Here is a 24,159-nt window from a genome sequence, read left to right as displayed (position 1 = left end):
TCCTCTTATTCCGATATCTTCCTAAATTGACTGATAAAAAATCCGTCGCTTTCATATAATTCCGGCGTAATCAAGATACAGCCGTCTTTAACGATATCTTTTCTTTCATGGTCTAATAAGACTTGCTCAAAATTCGGATGACTGGCCAGAAATTTATCGACAACCTCAAAATTCTCTTTGGCCATAATCGTGCAAGTACTATAAGCTATTATACCACCTTTACGTAGACTTTGACAAACGCTGTCTAGTATATCCAGCTGAATTTTTTGTAAATTCTCAAAATCTGCATTTTCTTTATTATATTTTATATCTGGTTTGCGGCGAATTAAGCCAATACCAGAGCAAGGAGCGTCCACTAAAATTTTATCGAAAGCATCTGGGCCAAAAGTCTCAAACACCTTGGTTGCGTCTAGCTTTTTAGTAGTGACTTTATCTGCCAAGCCCAGTCTTTTTGCATTTTCTTCTACAAGCTCTAACTTATGATCGTAGAGGTCCAAGGCTGTAATGTGGCCGCTCGTCAGATAGGAAGCCATGTGAACAGTCTTGCCGCCCGGTGCACTGCAGGCATCCAGAATCTGCTCCTCTCCTTCGATGGCCAGAGTCGGAGCCACAAGCTGGCTAGACTCATCCTGAATCGTAATCGCTCCGCTTTCAAAGTGCTGATGTCCAGCAAAATACCCCTGTTTCTTAACCAAGGCTGACGGAGATAAGAGCGAATCCTCAGCCCCTAAAAGCTGGCGAAGTTCTGCCTTGCGCGACATATCTGTCACGCGAATGCTGGCCTTGCTGCGAACAAAAAGACTGGTAAAGATAACTAGAGCTCTTTCTTCGCCATACTCTTCTATCAATGCTTTGACCAGCCAGACCGGCAGAGAATACTGGATCGAATAGCGCTTGTTTTTACGCTTGATTGTTTTAAAATCAGCCACATCCTCACGCTCAATCCTACGTAACAAGGCATTGACAAATTTTTCGCTGCCTCGTTTACGTATTTTCGCAATTTCAACAGCCTCATGAACAACTGCATGCTGAGGGATTTTATCCAGATAGAGCATCTGGTACAGGCTGAGCATAAGCAGAATGTAGAGCCAGTTATCCAATTTGTCCCTATCCTCAATCAGATGGGATAAATACCATTCCAGAGTGATTTTCCGAGCAACTGTGCCGTAAACCAGCTCTGTTACCAGACCTTTATCTGCTTGACTCAGTTGGCTTTGACTCAGTGCTCGGTTTAAGGCAATATTGGAATAGGCTCCTTCTTCAAAAACTTCTTCCAAAATTTCCAAGGCCTGCCAACGGGCCATTTTTTGCTTACTTTCCAAAAGTATCTCCTATGGACAGGCTACGGCCCAGTCCATTCAAAAAATCAACGATAGCCATCTTGGGCTTACCAGCAGGTTGAACCGTCTTCAGTGAGAGAGCTCCCTGACCAGCTGCAACCACCAGTTCTTTTTTACTAATAGACAATATCTGTCCAGGCTGACCGTCGCCGGCCGCCATATCTGCTTCGTAAATCTTAAAACGTTGCCCTTGCAGCAAGGTATGAGCTACCGGCCAAGGATACATGCCGCGAATTTGATTGAAAATTTGGCGGTTTGTTTTGCTCCAGTCTATCCGCTCTTCTTCTGGGCTGATATTTGGAGAGAAAGTGACTTGGCTAGGATCCTGCGGCTGAGGGATAATCTGCCCTGCCCTATAATCTGGCAGCACATACAATAACAGGTCCCGGCCGATAAGGGCCAATTTTTCAAAGAGAGTTCCAACATTGTCAGTCTCTTCAATCGGCGTCGCCTTACTGGCTATCATATCTCCAGCATCCATCTCCTTGACCATTTCCATAATCGTAACACCCGCTTGCTCATCGCCATTGATCAGAGCATAGTGAATGGGTGCACCACCTCGGTATTTAGGCAGCAAAGAGGCATGAACATTCACCGCAAAATCAACACTGTCCAGCAAGCGGCTAGGCAAAAACTGCCCAAAAGCAGCTGTGACAATACCATCTGCTTCTAAGTTCATCAACTCCTCTAAATCCGAGCTTTGAGCCAGCTTTTCCGGTTGATAAACTTGCAGCCCGTATTCCAAGGCCAATTCTTTTACTGGAGTCATGCGAATCTCTCTTTTACGGCCGACGGCACGGTCCGGCTGCGTTACCACTGCTAACACTTCGTATTGACCGCAGTCCAGCAACCCTTTTAGGACAGTCGCTGAGAAGTCCGGTGTTCCCATAAATATTATTTTCATCATTTTCAACTATTGATTCCTTCTTTGTTCCTTCCCTTATTATATCAGAAGTCGTCTACAACAACCTTAATCTCGGCTAAAATGCTTCACATAAAATTTTGTGGCTCATTATCAATTGTCAGGCGTAAATCTTTATTGTCCCGATTCTGCGTCCAGTCCAAGACTTGATTTAGTGTCGCTTGCAGCTTGTCTTCAAAGCGATATTTGAGCAAAATCTGATAATGATAGAGATTGTGGGTACGAGCTATGGGCTTCGGAGTTGGACCCAAGATTTGCACTTTTTCTGACAGACCGCTCCGCAGAATATCCATAACTTCATAGGCTTTTCGCACCGCTGTTTCTTCATCCTTATGCGACAGAGTCAGACCTACCGTAAAGTAATAAGGCGGATAGCCTAGCTGCCGGCGGATTCCCATTTCATAAGCATAAAAGCCCTCGTAATCTTGTTGCTTGGCAAACTCAATGGCATAATGATGAGGATTATAGGACTGGATAAAGACCTGACCAGCCTTTTCAGCCCGACCAGCACGGCCCGCCACCTGAGTCAGCAGCTGGAAGGTTCGCTCTGAAGATCGAAAGTCCGGTAGATTAAGAGCAGTGTCTGCATTGAGAACACCAACTAGCGTCACGTTTGGAAAATCCAGCCCCTTGGCAATCATCTGGGTGCCTAAGAGAATATCTGCCTGCCCCTGACCAAAGCTTTCTAAAATGGCTTCATGACTGCCTTTCTTACGGGTCGTATCTACATCCATCCGCAAAATGCGAGCCTGTGGAAAGAGCTGAATCAACTCATCATAAGCTTTCTGCGTCCCAGTACCATAATAGCGAATGCTGCGGCTGGCACAGTTAGGACAACTCTGAGGAATGTTCTTAGTAAAACCACAGTAGTGGCAGTTCATGGTCTTAGTGTCCATATGCAGGGTCAGAGAAATATCACAGTTGGGACAGCTATCAACGGTCCCACATTCCCGACACATAACAAAGCTGGAATACCCCCGCCTGTTGAGCATGAGAACCGTCTGCTCTCCCTTATCCAGACGATCTTGAATAGCCTCTAGCAGGACTGGGGTGAAATTACTGGCCTCATGCTGGCCGATATAATCTCTAAAATCCACCACTTCCACTTGAGGAATCTGCGCCAGCGGATTTGCGCGCTTGCTGAGCAGCTGAAAATCATAGACACCGCGACTTGCTCGAGCACGGCTCTCCAAGCTCGGAGTCGCCGAACCCAGCACTAAAACAGCCTGATTGTACTGAGCTCGCAAGAGAGCCACCTCTCTGGCATGATAGCGAGGATTGGAATCCTGCTTGTAGGAGGATTCATGCTCTTCATCAATGATGATGGCTCCAATATTTGTCAGCGGAGCAAAAATAGCTGAACGCGCGCCAACAACAACCTGGGCAGCTCCTCGCTCCACCTTGCGCCACTCATCATATTTCTCACCGTCTGACAGACCTGAATGCAAAATTGCAACTTGGTCGCCAAATCTAGAAATAAAGCGATCAGTAACCTGCGGAGTCAGAGAAATCTCTGGAACCAGCATGATAGCGGTCTTGCCTTGGGCCAGTGCCTCTGTGATAACCTGTAGGTAAACTTCGGTCTTCCCACTGCCCGTGACCCCTTCTAAAAGAACTGGCTGAGATTGACTCTGACCAATTTTCTGAGTGATTGCTGCAACCGCTGCGGATTGTTCATCGTTTAAGGTCAGACTTTGCTGCTGTCGCTCCTTTTGGAAATAAGCAGCAGAACGGCTAATTTCTCTATCTTCAATGCTAATTAGGTTTTCTTTGATAAAGTAATTGATAACATCGCGCGAAAAGTTTTCTCGCAAATCAGCCAAGAGCAGGCTATCTCTCTGTTCCAGCAAGACTTCTTTTAATTCTTGTTTTTTCTTAGCTTGTCGGGGAAGGTCATGATTTTGCAGAGCAGTATGATTGACCTGATACCATTTCTCAGTCTTAATATGCTTCTTGTCCGTCGCCTGATACTCCAGCCGAATACGGCCAGTCTGAGTCAGTCGCATCAGCTTGGCCTGGCTCTTCTTGTCCAAATCAGAAAAGCGAAGACTGTCCTCCTGACCAAAGATAGCTGAGCGTTCCTCATCATTCAGCAGCTCTGTCGGATAGAGCAGTTTATCATAACTGGAGTTGAGAAGACTAGGCAGCATGGCCTTTAAAAGGGTAATCTTATAGGAAAAGACTGACTTACGCAGTTCATCCGCCAGCCAGAGCTGTTCCTGATTCAAGACGGGGCTGAAATCAAGGACTTCTGCAATTTCCTTCAGCTCTTCTTGGCCTCCCGTCTCATCAAAGCCGACTACAATCCCTTGAATCAGGCGATTTCCCTGCCCAAAAGGGACATGGACCCGCATGCCAGCTGCCAGCATCCCTTCAAACTCTTCTGGGATAGCATAACTATAGGGCTTGTCCGTCTGCATCAGAGGAACATCCACAATAATCTTTGCTAGCTTCACATTCTCACCCCACTTTCCTAAACGTCATTACAGAAAAAATAAGATTGAGCATCCCCAACCTTAAATCTTCTCACCTTCTTCTTTTTCTTTAGCGATTTGCTCTTTAATCTTGCGTTCTTCTTCTTCTTTACGCAGGCGCTCTTCTTCTGCTCGACGGCGAACTGCCTCGCGCTTGCCTTCTGGATCTGGATGGATAACGACATTGCCGGATTCAATTTCTTCCAAAGCACGAAGAGTGGATTTTACAGACTTGAATTCCTGCGTAGCAGGAGCTCCAGCTTCAAGCTCATGAGCGCGCTTAGCTTCTAAAATAACCAAGGAATATTTTGAAGGAACCTTGTCCAGCAAAGTGTCAATAGACGGTTTTAACATCATAATTTTCTACCTAATTTCTAACTTTCTATCGAATAATCGTTTCATTTTTTGGAAGCATGTCCTGATAACGGCCGATAACACGGTCTACTCGGAAATGCTCTGCTTCAATCACACGCTTGACACGGTCGGCAGCTAGCGGCACATGATCATTGACAATGGCATAATCATACTCGCGCATGAGGGCAATTTCTTCTTTGGCCTTTTCAATGCGCTGAGCGATAATCTCCGCACTGTCTGTCCCACGTCCGACCAAGCGGTCTTTAAGTTCTTCTAAGTCTGGAGGAGTCAAAAAAATAAAGACGGCATCTGGAACTTTTTTCTTGACTTGCAAAGCTCCCTGAACCTCAATCTCTAGGAAGACATCAATACCTTTATCCAGCGTTTCATTGACATAAGTCAGAGGCGTCCCGTAGTAGTTTCCTACATACTCTGCATACTCCAGCATCTGTCCCTGACGAATCAGCTCTTCAAACTCCTCGCGAGTGCGGAAGAAATAGTCAACTCCATCCACTTCACCTGGACGCTGAGGACGAGTCGTCATGGACACCGAGTACTGGAATTGATTATCAGTGCTTTCAAAAATTTCTCGTCTAACAGTCCCTTTTCCTACACCAGAGGGGCCAGAAAAGACGATTAGTAAGCCTCGTTCCGTCATCATGTCTCCTTCACAGTCTTTCTATCTAGTGTAACAAAATTAGTCTGATATTTCAAGAGGATAGGAAGAAATGTATGTGTCTAGAGTTTTGAGAAAATAGAAAAATTAAGCAAGCAATCATACGGAAAACAAAATAGACCAGCAGAACATTCAAGTAAAAAGCAATCTGTTACCAGACTGCTTTTTTTCTTTATTTTGCGTAGTCGACGGCACGCATCTCACGGATAACCGTAACTTTGATATTGCCTGGATATTCCAAGTTGTTTTCGATCTTTTCACGCACATCGTGAGCCAAAATCGTAATCTTGTCATCCTTAATCTTGTCCGGCTGCACCATAATCCGGATTTCCCGGCCAGCTTGTAAAGCAAAGCTGTTCTTGACACCCTTGAAGCTATTAGCGATTTCTTCCAAATCTTGGAGACGCTTGATATAGCTTTCCAGAGATTCACTGCGGGCACCTGGCCGAGCGGCACTGAGAGCGTCTGCTGCAGCTACGATAACGGCAATGACACTTTCTGCTTCCACATCCCCGTGGTGGCTGGCAATCGTATTAACAACGATTGGATGCTCCTTGTACTTACGAGCCAGTTCTGTCCCGATTTCCACGTGGCTGCCTTCAACCTCACGGTCGATAGACTTGCCAATATCATGGAGGAATCCAGCACGGCGGGCTAAATTGGCATTTTCACCCAACTCAGCAGCGATGATACCGGAAAGCTTGGCAACTTCAATAGAGTGCCGAAGGACGTTCTGACCATAAGAAGTACGGAACTGCAAGCGGCCCATGATTTTCATCAAATCAGGATGTAGGTTAGGAGCTCCGATTTCATAAGCTGCGGCTTCCCCGTACTCACGAATGCGATTGTCAATTTCCAGACGGTTCTTCTCAACCAACTCCTCGATGCGGGCTGGGTGAATGCGACCGTCTTTCAAGAGTGCTTCCATAGTCATACGAGCAATCTCGCGGCGAATCGGATCAAAACCTGAGAGAGTGACCACTTCAGGCGTATCATCAATGATGACATCAATACCAGTCAGACTTTCAAAAGTCCGAATATTGCGACCTTCACGGCCAATAATCCGACCCTTCATACTGTCATCCGGCAGATGCACCGTTGAGTTGGTTTGCTCAGCGACATAATCACCGGCAATCCGCTGCATGGCTTGGACCAAGATATTCTTGGCAACCTTATCAGACCGCTCTTTGATATCTTGTTCCGCATCCCGAATCCTAGTCGCAATCTCTTTAGAAAGCTTGTCTTCGGTCTGCGTCAAAATAATATCACGCGCTTCTGTCTGCGATAGCGAGGCAACTCGCTCCAGATCTGCTGCCTTCTGCTTTTCAAGTTCCGCTACTTGTTCTTCACGCGCATCAATGTGTTTAGATTTATCTGAGAGACTTTGTTCTTTTTGCTCCAAAGCCTTTTCTTTGTTGCTTAAATTATCGTCTTTGCGGTCAAGGGTAGAAGCACGCTCTGTCAAGCGGCTTTCGATTTGTTTCAACTCTTGACGTTCAGACTTAAATTCTGCATCAACTTGTTCACGATATTTTCTGGCTTCTTCTTTTGCCTCCAAAAGTGCTTCTTTTTTAAGCGAACTTGTTTCCCGCTTGGCTTCTTTGATAATCAAATCAGCTTCGCGTTCAGCTTGTCCGCGTAAATTGGTTGCTTCTTGTTCAGCATTTAAAAGAGTAAGCTCTGCAGCTTCTTTAGATGATTTCATCTTAGCCGAGACACTTACATATCCAATCACTAAACCAATGATGGCAGCAAAAACAGACATAATTATAGGAAATAGGTCCATGTTTTTACTCCAAATCTATTTAATTGTTGAATTCAAAATTCCATACTATTCTATCACAAATCTAAAAAATTCACAAACCTATTTTTTGAAAATCAAGAAAGCTTTTGTCCAATTTTTACCGACTAAATCTTCAAAGTTTGCAGAAGCCTGAGAACCAAAACTTTTTTTCAAACCATAAGCAAGATTGTTCAAATTTTTCATTTTCCTAAGACGTAAACTTTATTCCCAAATAAAAAATTTTTATGCTATAATCAGAGAAGAAAATGTGTATATGAGACAGGCTTTTTCTTCGCGAACAAGACAAAACCAATGGCTTGATATGACTAGAAAAACCTTCTTACACTCGCTACATTGTAAAGGAGAAACCATGTCTAAAGAAGTTATCGTTGAAAGCTTTGAGCTGGATCACACCATTGTCAAAGCGCCTTATGTCCGCCTCATCGGAGAGGAAACGGGCCCTAAAGGCGACATCATTTCCAATTTTGATATCCGCTTGGTTCAGCCTAACGAAGATTCAATCCCAACAGCTGGCCTGCATACCATTGAGCATTTACTGGCTATGTTGATTCGCAAGCGCATTGATGGTATGATTGATTGCTCACCTTTTGGCTGCCGAACTGGTTTTCATATGATTATGTGGGGCCAACATAGTTCCAGCCAGATTGCTCAGGTCATTAAATCCTGTCTGGAAGAAATTGCTGAGTCAACTAGCTGGGAAGATGTCCCTGGAACAACCATTGAATCCTGCGGAAACTACAAGGATCACAGCCTTTTCTCAGCCAAAGAATGGGCTAAACTTATTCTCAGCCAAGGAATCTCAGATGATGCCTTTGAACGCCATGTGATTTAAAAAAGTTCTCGAAATCGAGAACTTTTTTTGTGCATGTATAATGAAATCCATCAACAAGCTAGAAAGCTAGGTGCTGAAGAAATGTTCAAAGATGACTAGAAATCAAGCGAGTCAGCATAGCCCGGTCCATTGCCGACGAAGTATCCAGTTTTACAGTTGATACTGAAGAGATAGGTGCCGTCTGGCTTGAATAGGTTGTAGTAGCCGTTTCCTTTGATAATATTGACGCGTTCCAGGATATAGTTATCTCCAGAAATATAGCCACGCTCACGAGAAGTTTGCAAAATCTTCTCCAAAACGCCAGGATTGAATGTCCAAGCCGGATTGTTGACGTCATCAATAGCCGCTTGGTTATAAGGGACACGACTGAGGTCTCTCTGCAGATTTACTCCGTTGCTAGGAAGACCATAGCCAGAGTAAGAGCTGGAAGCTCCTGAACCAGAAGCAGACGAGCTTGAACCGCCACTTGAACCTGCACCTGTACCTCCTTGATCAGTAGCAGGAGCTGGTGTTGGCACCTGTTGGCCGCGTCCTTGGGCAATTGCTGCCTTTAGAACTTCATCTAATTTAGTATTGCCACTTGATACATCTGAGAAGGTCGCATTTGTATTAGCCTTGGCTTCCTTGTTCAAGACACCGTCAGTGATCGCTCCGCCGTCAAACTGCGAATTGACACTTTGGATAGCTGAAATTTGTTTTACTAGGGAATCATACTTACTCTTGGCTGCATCATAGTCTTTGTTGCCTTTTAGTTTTTCAAGTAAGGTTTTTAATTTTTCCAAATCTCCGAATTTACTGTTTTTGACAGCTGTCTGATTGCTATCTGTGAAAAATGCAGCATACTCATCATTAAAGGACTTCAAATCCTTGGCAGTATTATCAGAACTAGAGGAAGACGAACTCTTTTTGCTGGACTGCGATGTTGAAGAGCTGGAGCTTGTAACGGTCTTGTGACCCCAATTATGCCCCAGAGCAAAGTAAAGCCCTGTTCCCGCTACAGCAATCCCTAGAAGTCCCAAGACAGGATAAAGGAAAGCTTTTTTCTTGTAGAAAGGTGTCTTAGGAACCTGTAATTCCTTCTCATCAAGCGGTTCTGGAATAGGACCGTAAGATGTCTTTTGAACGGGAGCAGCAGCAATCGAATCCGCCTGCTCTGAGCGTTGGCTGCGAGATCCTAAGGGATTTGGAGCTGCTTCTGGCTCACTTGCTGTCTCAGTGGCTGTCGACTGAGTTACTTTAATCTCCTGTTCACTTTCAACCTCTTGGCGTCTTTCTTTGATGAAGTCGGTCAAATCAGAAGAGGCTTGCTCAGATTGAGCCGTTTCCTGCTCCTGCAGCTTTCTGATTTTCTGGGTTTCAAATTTTCCAGCTTCGATTTCCTGACGGTGCTGCTTGATATACTTATCCAGCACATTGTCGCTTTCATTCACACCGGCTTCCAGCTCCTCTTTCTTACGAGTGGCTTGGCCGACTGTCATTTCCTTGGCCTCTTCAAAATCAAGGACCGACTCTTTCTTTTCTTCTTCCGGTGAGTAGTTTTCTTCTTTCGTCACGGTAAATCCTTTCTAATCTAACTGACGTTTGACCCGCTGGCCAAAATACTGATATAAATCAACTTTTAAAGTACCATTATAAAGTTTGCGTTTTTTATCGGCCTGACTGCCGTATTTGCTTTCAAAAGCTTCATCGCTGGTCAGGATAAATTTGCTCCAAGTTTTGAGCGGAGCAAAAGTTTCCCCCATCTCCTGATAAAGCTGAGTCACAGCCTCATCATCTAGAAGGCGCTCCCCGTATGGCGGATTAGAGATAATCACACCGTTGATCTTATCTGTATGCAAATCTTGCAGACGCATCTGCTTAAAGTGAATCTGCTCTGCTACTCCTGCTTGCTCAGCATTTTTTCGAGCTAGCTCTACCATACGGCCATCGATATCCGAGCCAGAAATATCCAGCTGGATGGTCTGATCAATCTGACTGAGTGCAGTCGAGCGAGCCTGGGCTACCAGGTCTTTATCCACCCAATTCCAGTCTTCAAAGGCAAAGGAACGATGGAGTCCTGGCGCTATCTTCATCCCAATCATGGCTGCCTCGATACAAAAAGTACCAGAGCCGCAAGTCGGGTCTATCAAAGGCTTATCCGGATACCAATTGGACAGGAGCAAAATAGCTGCTGCCATATTTTCCTTGATTGGTGCACCGCCTTTATCAGCCCGATAACCACGTTTGAAGAGACTGGACCCTGTCGTATCAATCATGACTGTCGCTACATCTTTTAGGATAGAAACTTCTATCCTAAACTCAGCTCCATTTTCCTGCAGGGGCACCCCTTCCGGACGTGCATAATGCTTCTGCAGCTTCTTAACAACTGCCTTTTTAGAAATAGCCTGAACACTAGGCTCATTGTGAAGTTTTGACTTGACGCATTTAGCCTTGGCAATAGGAAATTTAGCTCCCAACGGTAGATAATTCTCCCAATCCAGAGCAAAAACTCCCTGAAAGAGCTCTTCAAAAGTCTTGGCTGGAAAACTGCCAACTATAATCTTAATCCGATCGGCCGCGCGCAGCCAGAGATTGGTTTGAATAATAGTACTGACATCACCCTCGAAGCGAACCCGGCCATTTTCGACCTGGCAATCAAGCCCCAACTCTCTGATTTCACGGCCGACGACAGCTTCTAGCCCTGCCGCTGCGGTCGCAATTAAATTAAATTTTTCTTTCATCTTGGCTTTTAAATGGATTCCAATCTATACAAACAAAGGGGGTGAGACAAAAATCGTGATTTCGTCACATCGATTTTCCTCACTCTCCCTTTTTAAATTTTGGGCTGAGAAGGTTTCGCTGCCATTGTCAGCTAGATCATTACTTGAAATGTCCATTAGACAAATGAAGCAACAGCTAGTTGAACTTGGCAGAGAATAGAGCGCTCAGCCACTCTCTTGCTATTCTATTATAAAATTTAAAGAGGACAGGACTTGACGTCCTAGCCTCAGCCTATATGCAATTTTCTGTAAGCCATGTTTTGTTCCGGAAATGACTAGGTACCATTTCCTTCGATAATCATCTGTCTACTGTTTCCAGTCAGAGTGCTATGTTCGCTTCCACGCACTCCATGCCCCGACCAAAGTTTGGGTTGCTAGCTTGAGGGGTTTACCGCGTTCCACTTCTTCTGTTTCCAAAAGAACTACGTCACTGTGGCACTTTCAGACCTAATCAGACATATCCAAAGACTTAGCCCTTTCAGTCGCCGTAACGGAAAAATCCGTCCCTAGGCTTATTTCTTCGCCTAGCACAAACACTACCGGCATCACAGCCAGTGCTAGCATGGACTTTCCTCATGAAAATCTATAATTTCCACGCGATTATCCAAAAATTGCACTATTCTAAAAGAACCACTATTCACGATCCAAAATTTGTTTCCCGAATACTTCCTTTTCAAGACGGTTCAAGCGCTTCAAAATATCAAAGTTAGTCGCAGAAGTCATCTGAGGGAAGCTTTCTGCAGTCGACTGAGTCGCTTGTGTTGATTGGACAGGCTGAGTCGGCTGAACCGGTGCTTTTTCAACCGGCTTCGCAGCCAACTCTTCCTTGAGACGGCGATTTTCCTCACGCAGCTCCTTTACCAAGGCTGCATAAGTCTCATAATCCTTGATAATATCGTCCAAAAACTCATCCACTTCGGACTTACTATAGCCACGTACTTCGCGTTTAAAATCCTGATCAAAAATATCTTTTGCTGTAAAAATAATACTTGCCATCTTCTCTCTCCAATCTAGTTTGTCATATTCAATTATAAACAAAATGCACTATAAAAATCAAGATTTATCATTTAATTTCCCGAAAAATTTTCGGCCACTTCATTCAGGTCATCAAATGTTAATTTTTTGATAAAATACTGTTCTTGTTTTTTCATTTCTTGGTAAAGATATTTCAATTTTGTCTCCTGTTCTTCATCGTAAAACAGGTAGGCTCCGTCCGTATTTTGAATGATAAATTGATTGTAATCACGAAACTGACTAGGATTTTGGTAGGTCGGATAAGCATACTTGACGAAATCGGTTTGCTTAAAAGCAGCTAATTTTGCCTGATTAGCTTCATTCCAATTTTCACCTTGATTCTCAAAGAGAAAGATGGTTGCCGTCTGAAACTCATAGTCCTTTTTCAAGTCATCGGCCAGCTCCAAGGCCCAAGACTCAAAGCCCAGATTGCCCATAAAAACCAGCCAATCTACTCCATCTTCCAAAAAACGGATTAAGTCCCTTTTAGCGGCTTCTTTTATGATGTTTATTCTCATGTCTTTTTCCGTCGAAATGCCGATTTCAAAGGCTTTGTAGCCTGTTATTAGTAGACTGGTCATTTATTCTCCCTTAAAAAAGTTTTTTGTGGTATAATAGAGTGATGCTATTGTACCAATAAGGAGTTTTATGGTCAACTATCCGCATAAGCTAAAGGCAAAAAGCAGTATCAATAGGCCAGTTTCCGGCATGATTAACTTTGCCAATCGTGGGATGTCTTTTGAAAAGATGATCAACGAATCCAACAACTACTATCTTAGCAGAGGACTCGCTGTCATCCATAAAAAGCCCACCCCCATTCAGATTGTCAAGGTTGATTATCCGCATCGTAGCCGAGCCAAGATTGTAGAGGCTTACTTTCGGCAAGCTTCCACAACAGACTATTCTGGTGTCTACAAGGGTCATTATATTGACTTTGAAGCCAAGGAAACCCGACAGAAAAAATCGATGCCCATGAAAAATTTTCATTCGCATCAGATTGAGCATATGGAGGCAGTCCTTGAGCAAAAGGGCATCTGTTTTGTCTTACTGCATTTTTCCAGCTTAAGGGAGACTTACCTACTTCCCGCTTCTTATTTAATTGAGTTTTACAAGATCGACAAGGGAGGGAAGTCCATGCCTCTAACTTACATCCAAGAGCATGGTTATCCGATTGAAATGCAACAGCTTCCCAGCATCCCCTATCTTGAAATTATCGAACAAAAACTACTAGGTGGTATTATAAATGAATAAACAAACTCTTATGCAGGCTTTAAAATATCTTGCAAGTGCACTTATAACCCTGCTTATGATTGGATTCGTGATTGGCTGTTTAGTATTTACCTACTATGCGGTCAAGGCTCCTAAGCTTTCTGAAAAAGACCTGATCGCGACAACATCCAGTAAGATTTTTGACAGCAATAACAATTTGATTGCGGACCTAGGCGCTGAAAAGCGGGTCAATGCTGAAACAAGTGAAATTCCTACGGATTTGGTCAATGCCATTGTCGCCATCGAAGACCATCGCTTCTTCAATCACCGCGGGGTGGACTTTATTCGGATTGCAGGTGCCCTTGTTAGCAACATCCGCGGAGGTCGCCAAGGGGGATCAACTCTGACCCAGCAATTGATTAAGCTGTCCTATTTCTCAACTTCTTCCTCGGACGCGACCCTTTCACGTAAAATTCAAGAAGCTTGGTTGGCTGCTCAGCTTGAGCGGAAAGCGACCAAGCAGCAAATCTTGACCTATTATGTCAATAAAGTCTACATGTCTAACAGTAACTACGGTATGCAGACAGCAGCCCGAAGCTACTATGGCAAGGACCTAAAAGATTTGAGCTTACATCAAACGGCTCTGCTGGCAGGTATGCCTCAGGCACCTAACCAATATGACCCTTATACTCACCCAGAGGCTGCGACCAATCGCCGTAATCTGGTACTTCGTGAGATGCACGACCTCAAATACATAACAGATGAACAATATGAGCAAGCCAAAAACACACCTGTAACCGATGGACTTCAAAGTCTGAAAGCTTCTACTAGCTACCCAGCTTACATGGATAACTATATCAAAGAAGCAATTGAACAGGTTGAAGAAGAAACTGGTTATAATGTCCTAACAACTGGTATGGAAGTCTATACAAACGTCAACACAGAGGCTCAACAGAAACTCTGGGATATTTACAATACTGAAGACTATGTAGCTTATCCAGATGATGAAATGCAGGTTGCCTCCACAGTTATGGATGTCCAAACTGGTAAAGTCATTGCCCAACTCGGTGCTCGTCACCAGTCTACCAACGTATCCTTTGGTACCAACCAAGCTGTTGAAACCAACCGTGACTTCGGTTCAACTATGAAACCAATCACCGATTATGCTCCAGCTCTTGAAAATGAAGTCTATACTTCAACTGCTGCTCCTATCACAGATGCTCCATATAACTTCCCTTATTCCAGCACACCAGTTTACAATTGGGATAAGAAATACTATGGCGGGATGACGATTCAATATGCGATTCAGGAATCCCGGAACGTTCCTGCCGTGAAAACGCTGGAAGCCGTTGGTCTGGATGAATCCCTCAAGTTCCTAAATCGTATAGGAATTAACTATCCTGAAATGTTCTATGTTAATGCCTTTTCAAGTAATACCAGCAAATCCGGCAATGAATACGGAGCCAGCAGTGAAAAAATGGCTGCTGCCTATGCTGCTTTTGCCAATGGCGGTACTTACTACAAACCTCAGTATGTCAATCGCGTCGTCTTCAGTGACGGAACGGAGAAGACTTTCTCCAACAATGGTTCCAAGGCTATGAAGGAAACGACAGCCTACATGATGACCGATATGATGAAAACAGTCTTGCAGTCTGGTACAGGTACAAACGCTGCTATTTCTGGTGTTTATCAGGCCGGTAAGACCGGAACCTCCAACTATGCTGACGATGAATTAGCTAAGCTGACCAAGCCTTACTACTACTCTAGCATTGTCACACCAGACGAGCTCTTCGTTGGCTACACACCTAAGTATTCCATGGCTGTTTGGACTGGCTACTCTAACCGCCTGACACCAATCCTTGATGACGGGGTTAAGGTTGCAACAGATGTCTACCGCGAAATGATGCTTTACCTAGCTCAAGATGGCTCTGCTTCAGAAGATTGGGAAATGCCAGATGGTCTCTACCGCAGTGGCTCTTATGTCTACCTCAACAGTGGTACTGGCTATAACCGTTACTACAATAACCAGCAGTACTATAACTATTCTAGCTATAGCAGTTACAGTACAGAAGCTAGCTCTGACACATCAGCTTCAAGTGAGCATTCTGGTGATTCAAACAATAGCTCTTCTAGCCATAATGACTCATCTTCCGGTGACGGTGGAAATGACTAGGGTTACGAAGATTAGAATACAAACTAAAAGAGTAAGAATGAAAAATTCTTACTCTTTTCTTATTCTCTCATCAAAGCTTACTTTGCCAAAGCCCCCATGGGATCCCAAGGAGCCAAGACAATAGGCTCTGCTTCATAAGCAGCTAATTCCGCTGCTGTCAGAAATTCTTTACGAACGACGATTTGATAGGTATATTCGTCCATCCAAGCGTCAGAGGCTACGAAATAGCTCTTGTTACCAACCTTTTCACCCCAGGAGTTTTCGACCTTCCATTTCTTAGCCTTGCCATTTCCATCCAAGTCTACCCCTGTCAAGACCATGGCGTGGGTCATGAGGCTTTCGCTATAGTCCAAGCGGCAAGCCTTATCCTGAGTTAGTCGAATATCCATGCTGGCAGTGAAATCGTGCAGCCCCTCTGCCATAACACCTGCCTTACGATTGCTAGACTGACCAACATCCGAGCCAAACCAAACGGTCTCGCCAGCCTGCATTTGGGCAATAGCCAGCTCTTTTAGTCGGTCCATTTCAACATTCAAATAACGAACGGGCTTGCTGCCAACGACATTGCCCAACATCTCAACTGTATAGGACCTACCATAAGGCTTGTCAGCAGTCGGTGCATTGATGATAGAGACATAGTCATCTAGCTTGAGAAGGTATGAGCTTGAGATAGCTCAAAATCTTCCAATTGGAAACCAGCAATCATCTTGTGGCGGAAGGTATTAAGAGCTGCAAACATCCAACAGCGGCCAGACGCTTTCTGGTCGCTAACCTTATCCTTAGTGAGATCCAGCGAAAAGACTGGTGTATTTTCCACGGCAGCGCTTCGCTTCTCCAAGGAAGTCAAAAGGCCATTGTGACTGATGGCATTTTCCATTGCTGCAAACTTGGGATTTGCCTCATAAGCAGCGTACAGCTTATCTGTAAAATCTTGTTCTAACGAATGCATAGAATCCTCCTTTTCATTATACATCTATTATAGAACTTTAAAAAAGGAGCGCAAGTAAAAAGGCTGGACAAAAGAGTCCTAGCCTTTTTCTAAATCGGATTTTAGGATTCCATAGACGGAAAAATCTTTGACTTGTCCTTTATGAAATACAGCCTGACGGAAAGTGCCTTCGTAGCTCATTCCAGCTTTAGCCATAACACGCCCCGAAGCTGGATTGGCTGTTACAAATTTTGCTGTGACACGATTGAATCCTGCGTCTTGCAAAAGGTAGTTCAAAACAGCTTTCAAAGCTTCTGTCATCAGCCCCTGCCCCCAATAGTCTTTACTTAAAATATAACCGACCTCGCAAGCGTTGACTGCCTCATCCATGTCCACCACACTAATATCACCAAGCACATGTTCAGGATTTTCTTTCAGGCAGATGGCCCACTTGTAAAAATCCATGTTTTGATAATTCTCAACCCAGCGAGCAATAGACTGTTGGGTGACTTCAGGACTCTCGTGAGCATCCCAGGTCACATGCAGCAAATTATCCGGACGAGAAGCCCAGTTGTCATACATAGCTTGTACATCCGATTCTAGAAAAGGTCTTAGTAAAAGACGTTTGGTTTCAATGGACTGTGTACCTATCTTTTTCATGGCTTCCTCGTTTCTTAGCTCAGACTAAAAAGTTGCGATAGAGATTTTCACTTCCAAAATTCGTCAAAAATCGTAATTGGCAAATGCCTTTTGTGCTGTCCTTTATACCACCAAGATTCGATAGTTTCTTGAGCTTGGGCTGAAACGGACTTGCCTTCGAGATAATCATCAATTTCATTGTAGCTAACTCCCAGAGCGACTTCATCCGCAATCCCAGGTTTTTCTTCTTCCAAGTCAGCCGTCGGCACCTTTTCATAGAGAGCCGGATCTGCTCCTAAGGCGACCAAAAGCTGCTTTCCTTGACGCTTATTGAGACGGTAAAGCGGTAAGATATCTGCTCCGCCATCCCCAAACTTGGTGAAAAAGGCCGTGACATTTTCGGCTGCATGATCGGTCCCAATAACAGCTCCGCTGTATGAACCAGCCAAAGCATACTGGGCAATCATACGGCTGCGGGCCTTGATATTGCCCTTGTTAAAATCAGAGACTTTGGCACCCGTTGCCTCTACAGCCCTTGTCATGGCATCAGCAGATTCCTTGATATTAACTGTCAGACTGACATCAGGCTGGATAAAAGCCAGAGCCTTTTGGGCATCATCTTCATCTGCCTGAACACCGTAAGGCAGACGGACAGCAATAAAGCGATAGCCATCATCTCCAGTCTCAGCTCGCATTTCCTCTACAGCCAGCTGAGCTAAGCGGCCAGCCAAGGTTGAATCCTGACCACCAGAAATTCCCAGAACATAACTTTTCAAAAAAGGGTGCTTTCTCAGATAGGCCTTAAGAAAGTCCACTGACTTGCGGATTTCTTCCTCCGGGTCAATCACTGGTTTGACGCCCAGTTGAGCGATAATTTCTTCTTGTAGGCTCATTTTTCTGCTCCTGTCTGGTAGGCTTTCTTGCGCATCTGGTCAATTAAGTCCATCTTATCCTGCCAGATATCTCTAGCCAGGTCAACTGGATAATCCTGTGGATTGAGAACCCGCTTGTACTCATCCCAAAGTTTATCAAATTCCTTACGGGCATAGGCTTGAATCTCAGTCAAGGTCGGCTGATTATAAACCAAATTCCCTTCTTGGAAAATATCGACCAAAAGCGGTACGGCATCAAAATTTTTGACCGTTTTATTAATATAGGTATAGGTTGGATGGAACATTTCCAGCTCTTCCAAGCCATTGACATCAAGGCCATCATAGGTAATGTAGTCTCCCTCGGACTTCCCTTTTTCACGGCTGGTAATGCGCCAAACCTGCTTCTTGCCTGGAGTAGAAACTTTTTCAGCATTATTGGACAGCTTGATGGTATTGCGCAAAACCCCACTCTCATCTTCGATAGCAACAATCTTATAAACCGCTCCTAAAGCCGGCTGGTCATAGGCCGTAATGAGCTTAGTTCCCACACCCCAGACATCTATCTTGGCCTTTTGCATTTTCAAGTTGAGAATGGTATTTTCATCCAGATCATTGGACGCATAAATCTTAGCATCAGGGAAGCCAGCTTCATCTAATTGCTGCCGAACTTTCTTAGAAATATAGGCAAGGTCTCCCGAATCAATACGGACACCAAGAAACTTAATCTTGTCTCCTAGCTCACGCGCCACCCGAATAGCTGCCGGAACACCTAGGCGCAATGTATCGTAGGTATCTACTAGGAAAACACAGTTATGATGAGTCTCAGCGTAAGCTTTAAAGGCTTCATAATCATTTCCATAGACTTGAACGAGAGCATGAGCATGCGTTCCCAAGACTGGAATATTAAAGAGCTTGCCAGCCCGGACATTGCTGGTTCCGTTAGCTCCGCCAATCACCGCAGCCCTGGTCCCCCAAATAGCAGCATCCATTTCCTGGGCCCGACGCGTACCGAACTCCATCAGAGGTTCATCTTCGATGACAGAGCGGATACGAGCTGCCTTGGTAGCAATCAGGGTTTGAAAATTAACGATATTGAGCAGGGCAGTCTCAACCAGCTGACACTGAGCTAATGGACCTTCCACCTGCACGATTGGCTCATTGGCAAAAACCAAATCACCTTCCTGAACAGACCTTACTGTCAGGCTCATCTTGAGATTTCGCAAATAATCCAGAAACTCTCCGTGATAGCCCAAGGATTGCAAATAATCTAAATCGCTCTGGCTGAATGTCAGATTATTGAGATAGGAAATAATTCTTTCTAAGCCCGCAAAGACTGCGTAGCCGTTATTAAAAGGATTCTTACGGAAAAAAACTTCAAAAACCGCATGCTTGTTGTGAATATTTTGCTTGAAATAAACCTGCATCATGTTGATTTGGTACAAATCAGTGTGCAGAGTTAAACTATCATCTGGGTACATCTTTTTGCTCCTTTACGCTAGATACCTTTTATTATATCATAATTCCAAAAAAGCTAAGCAAATCCTATCAACTCACTTGAATAGACACACCTGCTTAGCTTATATGTTTATGCTTGCTCTGTAAGATATTTGTAGACTTCCTGACTGGCAATGGCACCATCGCCAACAGCTGTCGTAATCTGGCGCAGGTTTTTCTGGCGAACATCTCCAACAGCGTAAATACCGTCTACTGACGTTTTCATCTGATGATCCGTCAGAATCCAGCCAGCCTCATCAGTGATACCCAAGTCCTTAGCAAATTCACTAACTGGATCCAGGCCGACATAGATAAAGATACCACCAAAATCTGCTTGACTAGTTTCACCTGTCTTGACATTCTTGAAGGTTACGCCAGTCACCTTACGCTCATTACCATGGATGCTTTCCACCACAGAGTCCCAGACAAAGCGAATCTTTTCGTTGGCAAAGGCGCGATCCTGCAGCACTTTTTGTGCACGCAGCTCATCGCGACGGTGAACGATGGTCACACTTTTTGCAAAGCGCGTCAGGAAAATAGCTTCCTCTACCGCCGAGTCGCCACCACCGACAACCAGCAAGTCTTCGTCACGGAAGAAGGCACCATCACAGACCGCACAATAGGAAACCCCGCGGCTGTTAAAGTCTTCCTCACCAGGAACTCCCAGATGACGATGATTAGCACCAGAAGCAATGATGACTGTTTTAGCTTCAAAACGCTCATCTTCTGTGATGATTTCCTTAAAATCGCCCCGATCTTCAATTTTTTCTACTAGGCCAAAGAGATGTTCAACACCCAGATTTTCAAGAGGCTCAAACATTTTCTCTGCCAGCTCAGGACCGCTGATATTAGCATAGCCTGGGTAGTTTTCAATGTCAGCAGTATTGTTCATCTGACCGCCAGGAATACCGCGCTCCAGCAGGGCAACTTTTAGGTTGCTGCGGGCTGCATAAAGGGCAGCTGTCATGCCGGCAGGTCCAGCTCCAATAATAATTGTATCGTACATAACTCTTCTTTCTCCTTGTTGTAACTAGAATTATTCTAACAACTTTTCTGCAGTTTTACAAGCATTTAAGCTTTTAGGACAATGAGCAAACCCAGTGTCGCAAAAGACAGGACTGGAATCGTCATAATAACAATCAGAAGGACATCGTACAGATGGCTCTGGCGCTCCTTAGCTGTCTTGTCCTTGCGGCGAAGCATCCGCAGTCCAATCCATAAACCCGCAATGATCCCTACACCGACTGCAGTATAAAGCAAGCTCTCGATATAAAGTGCAAATATTTGATCTAACATGTCAACTCCTCAAAGGTCAATCAGCCTCATAGTGCAAAGAAAGGGAACAACTCCAAATCTAGCTGTCAACATAAAACACCCACTAGACAAGAAAGCCTGCTCCACAGTACGCTAAGACTGAAAACAAACTCAGCTGGTCTAGCCAACTGAGCCTTCACTGTCTCTATTATATCAAATATAGGTCCGTTTGTAACTAGCAAAAAATTCCTTGGTTCTTTCTTCTTTTGGATGATGGATAATCTCATCCGGTGTGCCGGACTCTATGATTTTCCCCTTGTCCAAAAAGAGCACCCTGTCGGCCACCTGCGCGACAAAGGACATATCATGACTGACCAGAATCATGGTCTGGCCAGACTTGGCTGCATCAGCGATTGATTTTTCTACTTCTCCAACTAACTCAGGATCCAAGGCTGAGGTCGGCTCGTCTAGCAAAAGAACATCTGGCTTCATAGCTAAAGCCCTTGCCAAGGCTACCCGCTGCTTCTGACCGCCTGATAAATGCCTTGGATAGTGATTTTCTCGGTCGGACAAGCCAACCTTTGCTAATTCTTCCTTGGCTAGCTTGGTCGCTTCTTGGTCAGACAGTTTCTTAACTACCAGCAGACCTTCCTTGACATTTTCCAGAGCAGTCCGGCGGGAAAAGAGGTTGAACTGCTGAAAGACCATAGCTAGCTTGCGACGAAGCAGCAAAATCTCATCTTTGGAAATCCTTGAAAAATCCACTTTGAAACCGTCGATAGCAATCTTTCCGCTATCTGGCTGTTCCAGATAGTTGAGACTACGGAGGAAGGTTGACTTCCCAGCACCAGAAGAGCCAATCAAAGCTACCACTTCGCCTTTTTGAATTTCCAAACTAAGATTATCCAGAACCTTTTGACCTGAAAAAGTCTTACTTAAATGTGAAATATTAATCATCAGATTCCTTCTCCTTCTGCTTGCTGAAGTGATTCAACATCATCTGGCTGCTTGATATCCATCATCTTTTCGATCCAGCGGCCAAGTTGCTCAATGAGAATATTGACTGCCCAATAAATCAGCGAAACCGAAATAAAACGCTCAAAGTAACGGTAGTCCGCCCCCGCGATAGCCTGTGCCTTGGCAAAAATTTCCACTACACCAGCACTAAAGGCCAGAGAAGTACCCTTGGTCAAGCCAATCAGGGAATTAATCAGACTAGGCGTCGCTACCACTGCTGCATTGGGGATAATGACACGCATATAAACCTGCTTGTTGGTCATCCCTAAGCTGCGAGCAGCCTCAATTTCTCCCGGATCTACGGACAAGATTGCTGCCCGGATGGTCTCACTGGCATAAGCCGCTTCGTTGAAAGCAAAAGCAACAATCGCAAAGACAGATGCTGGAATATCGTTGATATTAAAGCTTGTGCCATACTTCTGATTGATGGCCTTGAGCAATAAAGGAATCCCAAAATAGGTCAGCATGAGCTGGACCAGCAGCGGTGTTCCTCTCAGAAAGCTGACAAAGAAAGCCTGAATCGGATACAGGACTTTAACCCGATTAATCTTGACGACAGCAAAAACCATGGCAAGCAGAATACCAAAGACTGCACCCCCCGCTGTCAAGAGAAGGGTGATTGGCAGATTTTGCAAAATGCCGGGAATAGCCTCAAAAACAGCCCTTAAACTAAATAATTTACCATCTGGAATGAACTTGAGGAACTCCTCATACCAACCAGTTGTCAGAAGATAAGTTGTAACCACCATTATTACTTCCTTTTCTTGATAATGAAATATTTTAACACAATTCTGGAACAAAACAAAGAATTTGCTTCGCTTGGACCAGCAAGCTACGGCCTTTTTGACAATTAAAATATGAGCCGTCTGTGCAAATATCCTTTAGCCAAACACCAAACAGACCACACTAAGCCCAATATAAAAATAGACTAGTTTCACTAGTCTATCATATCTATCTCACAAAGACTAATATATTTTTCTTATCACAGCCATAAGAAAAGTATATCACTAAAAGGTTTGGCGCTTAGCCTTACGCTCTGCCCGACCACGTGCACGATTCTCTGTTCGCTTGGTCTTGCGGCGCTTTTCGTTAACAGCCCACTGGATTTTTTTCTTGTAGCCTGGTTTGATTTTTTTCTTTTTCTTCTTGACCAGCCCCAGCATTTCCGTGTCCAGCTTCTCCCGACTCTTTTCCCGATTGGCTCGACGGTCTCGGTCGTAGGTATCCTGAAACTCATCATCCTTTATCATCTTGGGAATGAACTTAATCCCCATCTTTTCCAGCTCCCGAATATCTGAGTCGTCACTCGGCTGGTAGAGGGTAATGGCTATGCCGGGAAGACCATTACGGCCGGTCCGGCCTACCCGATGGACAAAGAAAGACAAGTCCTGAGGAATGGCATCATTGATAACATGACTGACACCTTCGATATCAATCCCCCGCGCGGCCAAGTCGGTAGCGACAATGTACTCAAAATCCAGATTCTTGACCTGATTCATGATACGCTTGCGCTCCCGCGGAGCAATATCTCCATGAATTTTAGCAACTTTGAGCCCTTGAGCTGTCAGATAGCTGTGCAGCTCATCTGCCCTCGTCTTGGTATTAACGAAAATCATAGCTAGATAAGGCTGCAGGAGCTGACTGATTTGATAAATCTGGGCATTCTTGTCTCGTCCCTTGGTTGACAAGAGCCAGTTTTCAATGGTGTCGGCAATGACCGTCTTGGTCTTAATCTGCTCAATAACTGGATTAGACAGGTATTTTTTCAAAAAAGGCTGGAGCTTCTGCGGAATGGTCGCTGAAAAAACAAGAAACTGCAGGTCTTTTGGCAGCCGGCCTGCAATCTTATCAACCGTCGCCAAAAAGCCCATGTCCAGCGTCATATCAGCTTCGTCAACAACAAAGGTCTTGGCCTTGTGAATGGCCAAGTCGCCAGACTCTACCAAGTCATAAATCCGCCCAGGCGTTCCGATGACGATATGAGGCTGACTGGACTCTAACTTCCCAATCTGACGAACCTTGTCAGTTCCACCGACATAATTGGCCACCCGAATCTCTTTTTCAGAAACGCTAGCTAACTGCCGAGCCGCCTGATAAATCTGCGCTGCCAGCTCTCGACTTGGGGCTGTAATAACAGCCTGCACGCTGTCTGCTTCCTCATCCAGCATTTGAAAGATCGGCAGCAAAAACGTGTGGGTCTTCCCAGAGCCTGTCTTGGACTCGCCAACCAAATCCCGACCTGATAATACCACCGGAATCAGCTTTTCTTGGACAGGAGTCGCTTCAAGGAAGTTCAAATCCCTGAGCGCTTCCTGAATATAATCTTTAAACTTAAATTCTGTAAATTTCATCTTGTCCTCTATTCTATTATCCTAACTATTATACCAAAAAATCTGCC

General features: G+C 44.6%; 22 protein-coding genes, 1 other RNA gene and 1 pseudogene. 3 read left to right on the top strand and 21 right to left on the bottom strand.

Annotation, left to right across the window (positions count from 1 at the left end; translation table 11 throughout):
• Positions 1-5: 5 nt before the first annotated feature.
• The 7 genes from rsmB to MK370_RS05615 form a co-directional block, all read right to left on the bottom strand.
• The gene (rsmB, locus tag MK370_RS05645) at positions 6-1,322 is read right to left on the bottom strand and encodes a 16S rRNA (cytosine(967)-C(5))-methyltransferase RsmB (protein WP_268684508.1); all 1,317 of its coding nucleotides are present in this window, start codon (positions 1,320-1,322) and stop codon (positions 6-8) included.
• The gene (gene fmt / locus MK370_RS05640; RefSeq protein ID WP_268684507.1) at positions 1,312-2,247 is read right to left on the bottom strand and encodes a methionyl-tRNA formyltransferase; all 936 of its coding nucleotides are present in this window, start codon (positions 2,245-2,247) and stop codon (positions 1,312-1,314) included. The genes rsmB and fmt overlap by 11 nt, the downstream gene beginning before the upstream one ends.
• An 83-nt stretch (positions 2,248-2,330) precedes the next feature.
• A complete protein-coding gene (locus MK370_RS05635) occupies positions 2,331-4,718 on the bottom strand; it encodes a primosomal protein N' (protein ID WP_268684506.1) in 2,388 nt (795 codons plus the stop codon).
• Between the two features lie 60 nt (positions 4,719-4,778).
• The gene (gene rpoZ / locus MK370_RS05630) at positions 4,779-5,093 is read right to left on the bottom strand and encodes a DNA-directed RNA polymerase subunit omega (RefSeq protein ID WP_002893503.1); all 315 of its coding nucleotides are present in this window, start codon (positions 5,091-5,093) and stop codon (positions 4,779-4,781) included.
• Positions 5,094-5,118: 25 nt separating this feature from the next.
• A complete protein-coding gene (gene gmk / locus MK370_RS05625; RefSeq protein WP_268684505.1) occupies positions 5,119-5,751 on the bottom strand; it encodes a guanylate kinase in 633 nt (210 codons plus the stop codon).
• Positions 5,752-5,938: 187 nt separating this feature from the next.
• Positions 5,939-7,552: a ribonuclease Y gene (locus MK370_RS05620; protein ID WP_268684504.1), complete on the bottom strand. Its 1,614-nt coding sequence runs from the start codon at positions 7,550-7,552 to the stop codon at positions 5,939-5,941.
• Between the two features lie 78 nt (positions 7,553-7,630).
• Positions 7,631-7,753: a hypothetical protein gene (locus tag MK370_RS05615; RefSeq protein WP_268684520.1), complete on the bottom strand. Its 123-nt coding sequence runs from the start codon at positions 7,751-7,753 to the stop codon at positions 7,631-7,633.
• A 166-nt stretch (positions 7,754-7,919) separates the two neighbouring features.
• On the opposite strand from MK370_RS05615, the gene MK370_RS05610 reads away from it, so the two are divergent.
• Positions 7,920-8,402 (top strand): S-ribosylhomocysteine lyase, encoded by a 483-nt coding sequence (locus MK370_RS05610; RefSeq protein ID WP_002893508.1) that lies wholly within the window; start codon positions 7,920-7,922, stop codon positions 8,400-8,402.
• Between the two features lie 95 nt (positions 8,403-8,497).
• Here the strand turns inward: MK370_RS05610 and MK370_RS05605 are convergent, their stop codons facing one another.
• The 5 genes from MK370_RS05605 to MK370_RS05585 form a co-directional block, all read right to left on the bottom strand.
• Positions 8,498-9,955 carry a cell division site-positioning protein MapZ family protein gene (locus MK370_RS05605; protein WP_268684503.1) on the bottom strand — a complete coding sequence of 486 codons (1,458 nt, stop codon included), beginning with the start codon at positions 9,953-9,955 and terminating at the stop codon, positions 8,498-8,500.
• Positions 9,956-9,967: 12 nt separating this feature from the next.
• Complete coding sequence (locus MK370_RS05600) at positions 9,968-11,122, bottom strand: THUMP domain-containing class I SAM-dependent RNA methyltransferase (protein WP_268684502.1); 1,155 nt, start codon at positions 11,120-11,122, stop codon at positions 9,968-9,970.
• Positions 11,123-11,405: 283 nt separating this feature from the next.
• Positions 11,406-11,773: RNase P RNA component class B (gene rnpB / locus MK370_RS05595), an RNA gene on the bottom strand.
• A gap of 21 nt (positions 11,774-11,794) precedes the next feature.
• Entirely contained in the window at positions 11,795-12,157 is a 363-nt protein-coding gene (gpsB, locus tag MK370_RS05590; RefSeq protein WP_023917285.1) for a cell division regulator GpsB, read from the bottom strand.
• 71 nt (positions 12,158-12,228) lie between these two features.
• Positions 12,229-12,756, bottom strand: a complete 528-nt coding sequence (locus tag MK370_RS05585; RefSeq protein WP_268684501.1) for a DUF1273 domain-containing protein — start codon at positions 12,754-12,756, stop codon at positions 12,229-12,231.
• Positions 12,757-12,823: 67 nt separating this feature from the next.
• Between MK370_RS05585 and recU the strand changes: the two genes are divergently transcribed.
• Both recU and pbp1a read left to right on the top strand, forming a co-directional pair.
• The gene (recU, locus tag MK370_RS05580) at positions 12,824-13,426 is read left to right on the top strand and encodes a Holliday junction resolvase RecU (RefSeq protein ID WP_111675390.1); all 603 of its coding nucleotides are present in this window, start codon (positions 12,824-12,826) and stop codon (positions 13,424-13,426) included.
• The gene (gene pbp1a / locus MK370_RS05575) at positions 13,419-15,557 is read left to right on the top strand and encodes a penicillin-binding protein PBP1A (RefSeq protein WP_268684500.1); all 2,139 of its coding nucleotides are present in this window, start codon (positions 13,419-13,421) and stop codon (positions 15,555-15,557) included. The genes recU and pbp1a overlap by 8 nt, the downstream gene beginning before the upstream one ends.
• 77 nt (positions 15,558-15,634) lie before the next feature.
• Here the strand turns inward: pbp1a and MK370_RS05570 are convergent.
• The 9 genes and pseudogenes from MK370_RS05570 to MK370_RS05530 form a co-directional block, all read right to left on the bottom strand.
• Positions 15,635-16,506 (bottom strand): annotated as a pseudogene (locus MK370_RS05570) (C1 family peptidase).
• Between the two features lie 78 nt (positions 16,507-16,584).
• Positions 16,585-17,145, bottom strand: coding sequence for a GNAT family N-acetyltransferase (locus MK370_RS05565; protein ID WP_268684499.1), 561 nt, complete (start codon positions 17,143-17,145; stop codon positions 16,585-16,587).
• A gap of 47 nt (positions 17,146-17,192) precedes the next feature.
• Positions 17,193-18,017 (bottom strand): ammonia-dependent NAD(+) synthetase, encoded by an 825-nt coding sequence (nadE, locus tag MK370_RS05560; protein ID WP_268684498.1) that lies wholly within the window; start codon positions 18,015-18,017, stop codon positions 17,193-17,195.
• Complete coding sequence (locus MK370_RS05555; protein ID WP_268684497.1) at positions 18,014-19,474, bottom strand: nicotinate phosphoribosyltransferase; 1,461 nt, start codon at positions 19,472-19,474, stop codon at positions 18,014-18,016. Before MK370_RS05555 ends, nadE begins: the two co-directional genes overlap by 4 nt.
• A gap of 107 nt (positions 19,475-19,581) precedes the next feature.
• Positions 19,582-20,496 carry a thioredoxin-disulfide reductase gene (trxB, locus tag MK370_RS05550; protein WP_268684496.1) on the bottom strand — a complete coding sequence of 305 codons (915 nt, stop codon included), beginning with the start codon at positions 20,494-20,496 and terminating at the stop codon, positions 19,582-19,584.
• 65 nt (positions 20,497-20,561) lie between these two features.
• A complete protein-coding gene (locus MK370_RS05545; RefSeq protein WP_002903287.1) occupies positions 20,562-20,786 on the bottom strand; it encodes a DUF4059 family protein in 225 nt (74 codons plus the stop codon).
• A gap of 171 nt (positions 20,787-20,957) precedes the next feature.
• Positions 20,958-21,701 (bottom strand): amino acid ABC transporter ATP-binding protein, encoded by a 744-nt coding sequence (locus tag MK370_RS05540; RefSeq protein ID WP_268684495.1) that lies wholly within the window; start codon positions 21,699-21,701, stop codon positions 20,958-20,960.
• On the bottom strand, positions 21,701-22,510 hold the full coding sequence (locus MK370_RS05535; protein WP_268684494.1) for an amino acid ABC transporter permease: 810 nt from the start codon (positions 22,508-22,510) through the stop codon (positions 21,701-21,703). The genes MK370_RS05540 and MK370_RS05535 overlap by 1 nt, the downstream gene beginning before the upstream one ends.
• Before the next feature lie 258 nt (positions 22,511-22,768).
• A complete protein-coding gene (locus MK370_RS05530) occupies positions 22,769-24,112 on the bottom strand; it encodes a DEAD/DEAH box helicase (RefSeq protein ID WP_268684493.1) in 1,344 nt (447 codons plus the stop codon).
• Positions 24,113-24,159 lie beyond the last annotated feature (47 nt).

Origin of the sequence: Streptococcus sanguinis (genome assembly GCF_026781265.1) — a bacterium.
GTDB lineage: Bacteria > Bacillota > Bacilli > Lactobacillales > Streptococcaceae > Streptococcus > Streptococcus sanguinis_T.
Note: the sequence above shows the minus strand (reverse complement) of the source record. Positions and strands in the feature narration are given on the sequence as shown.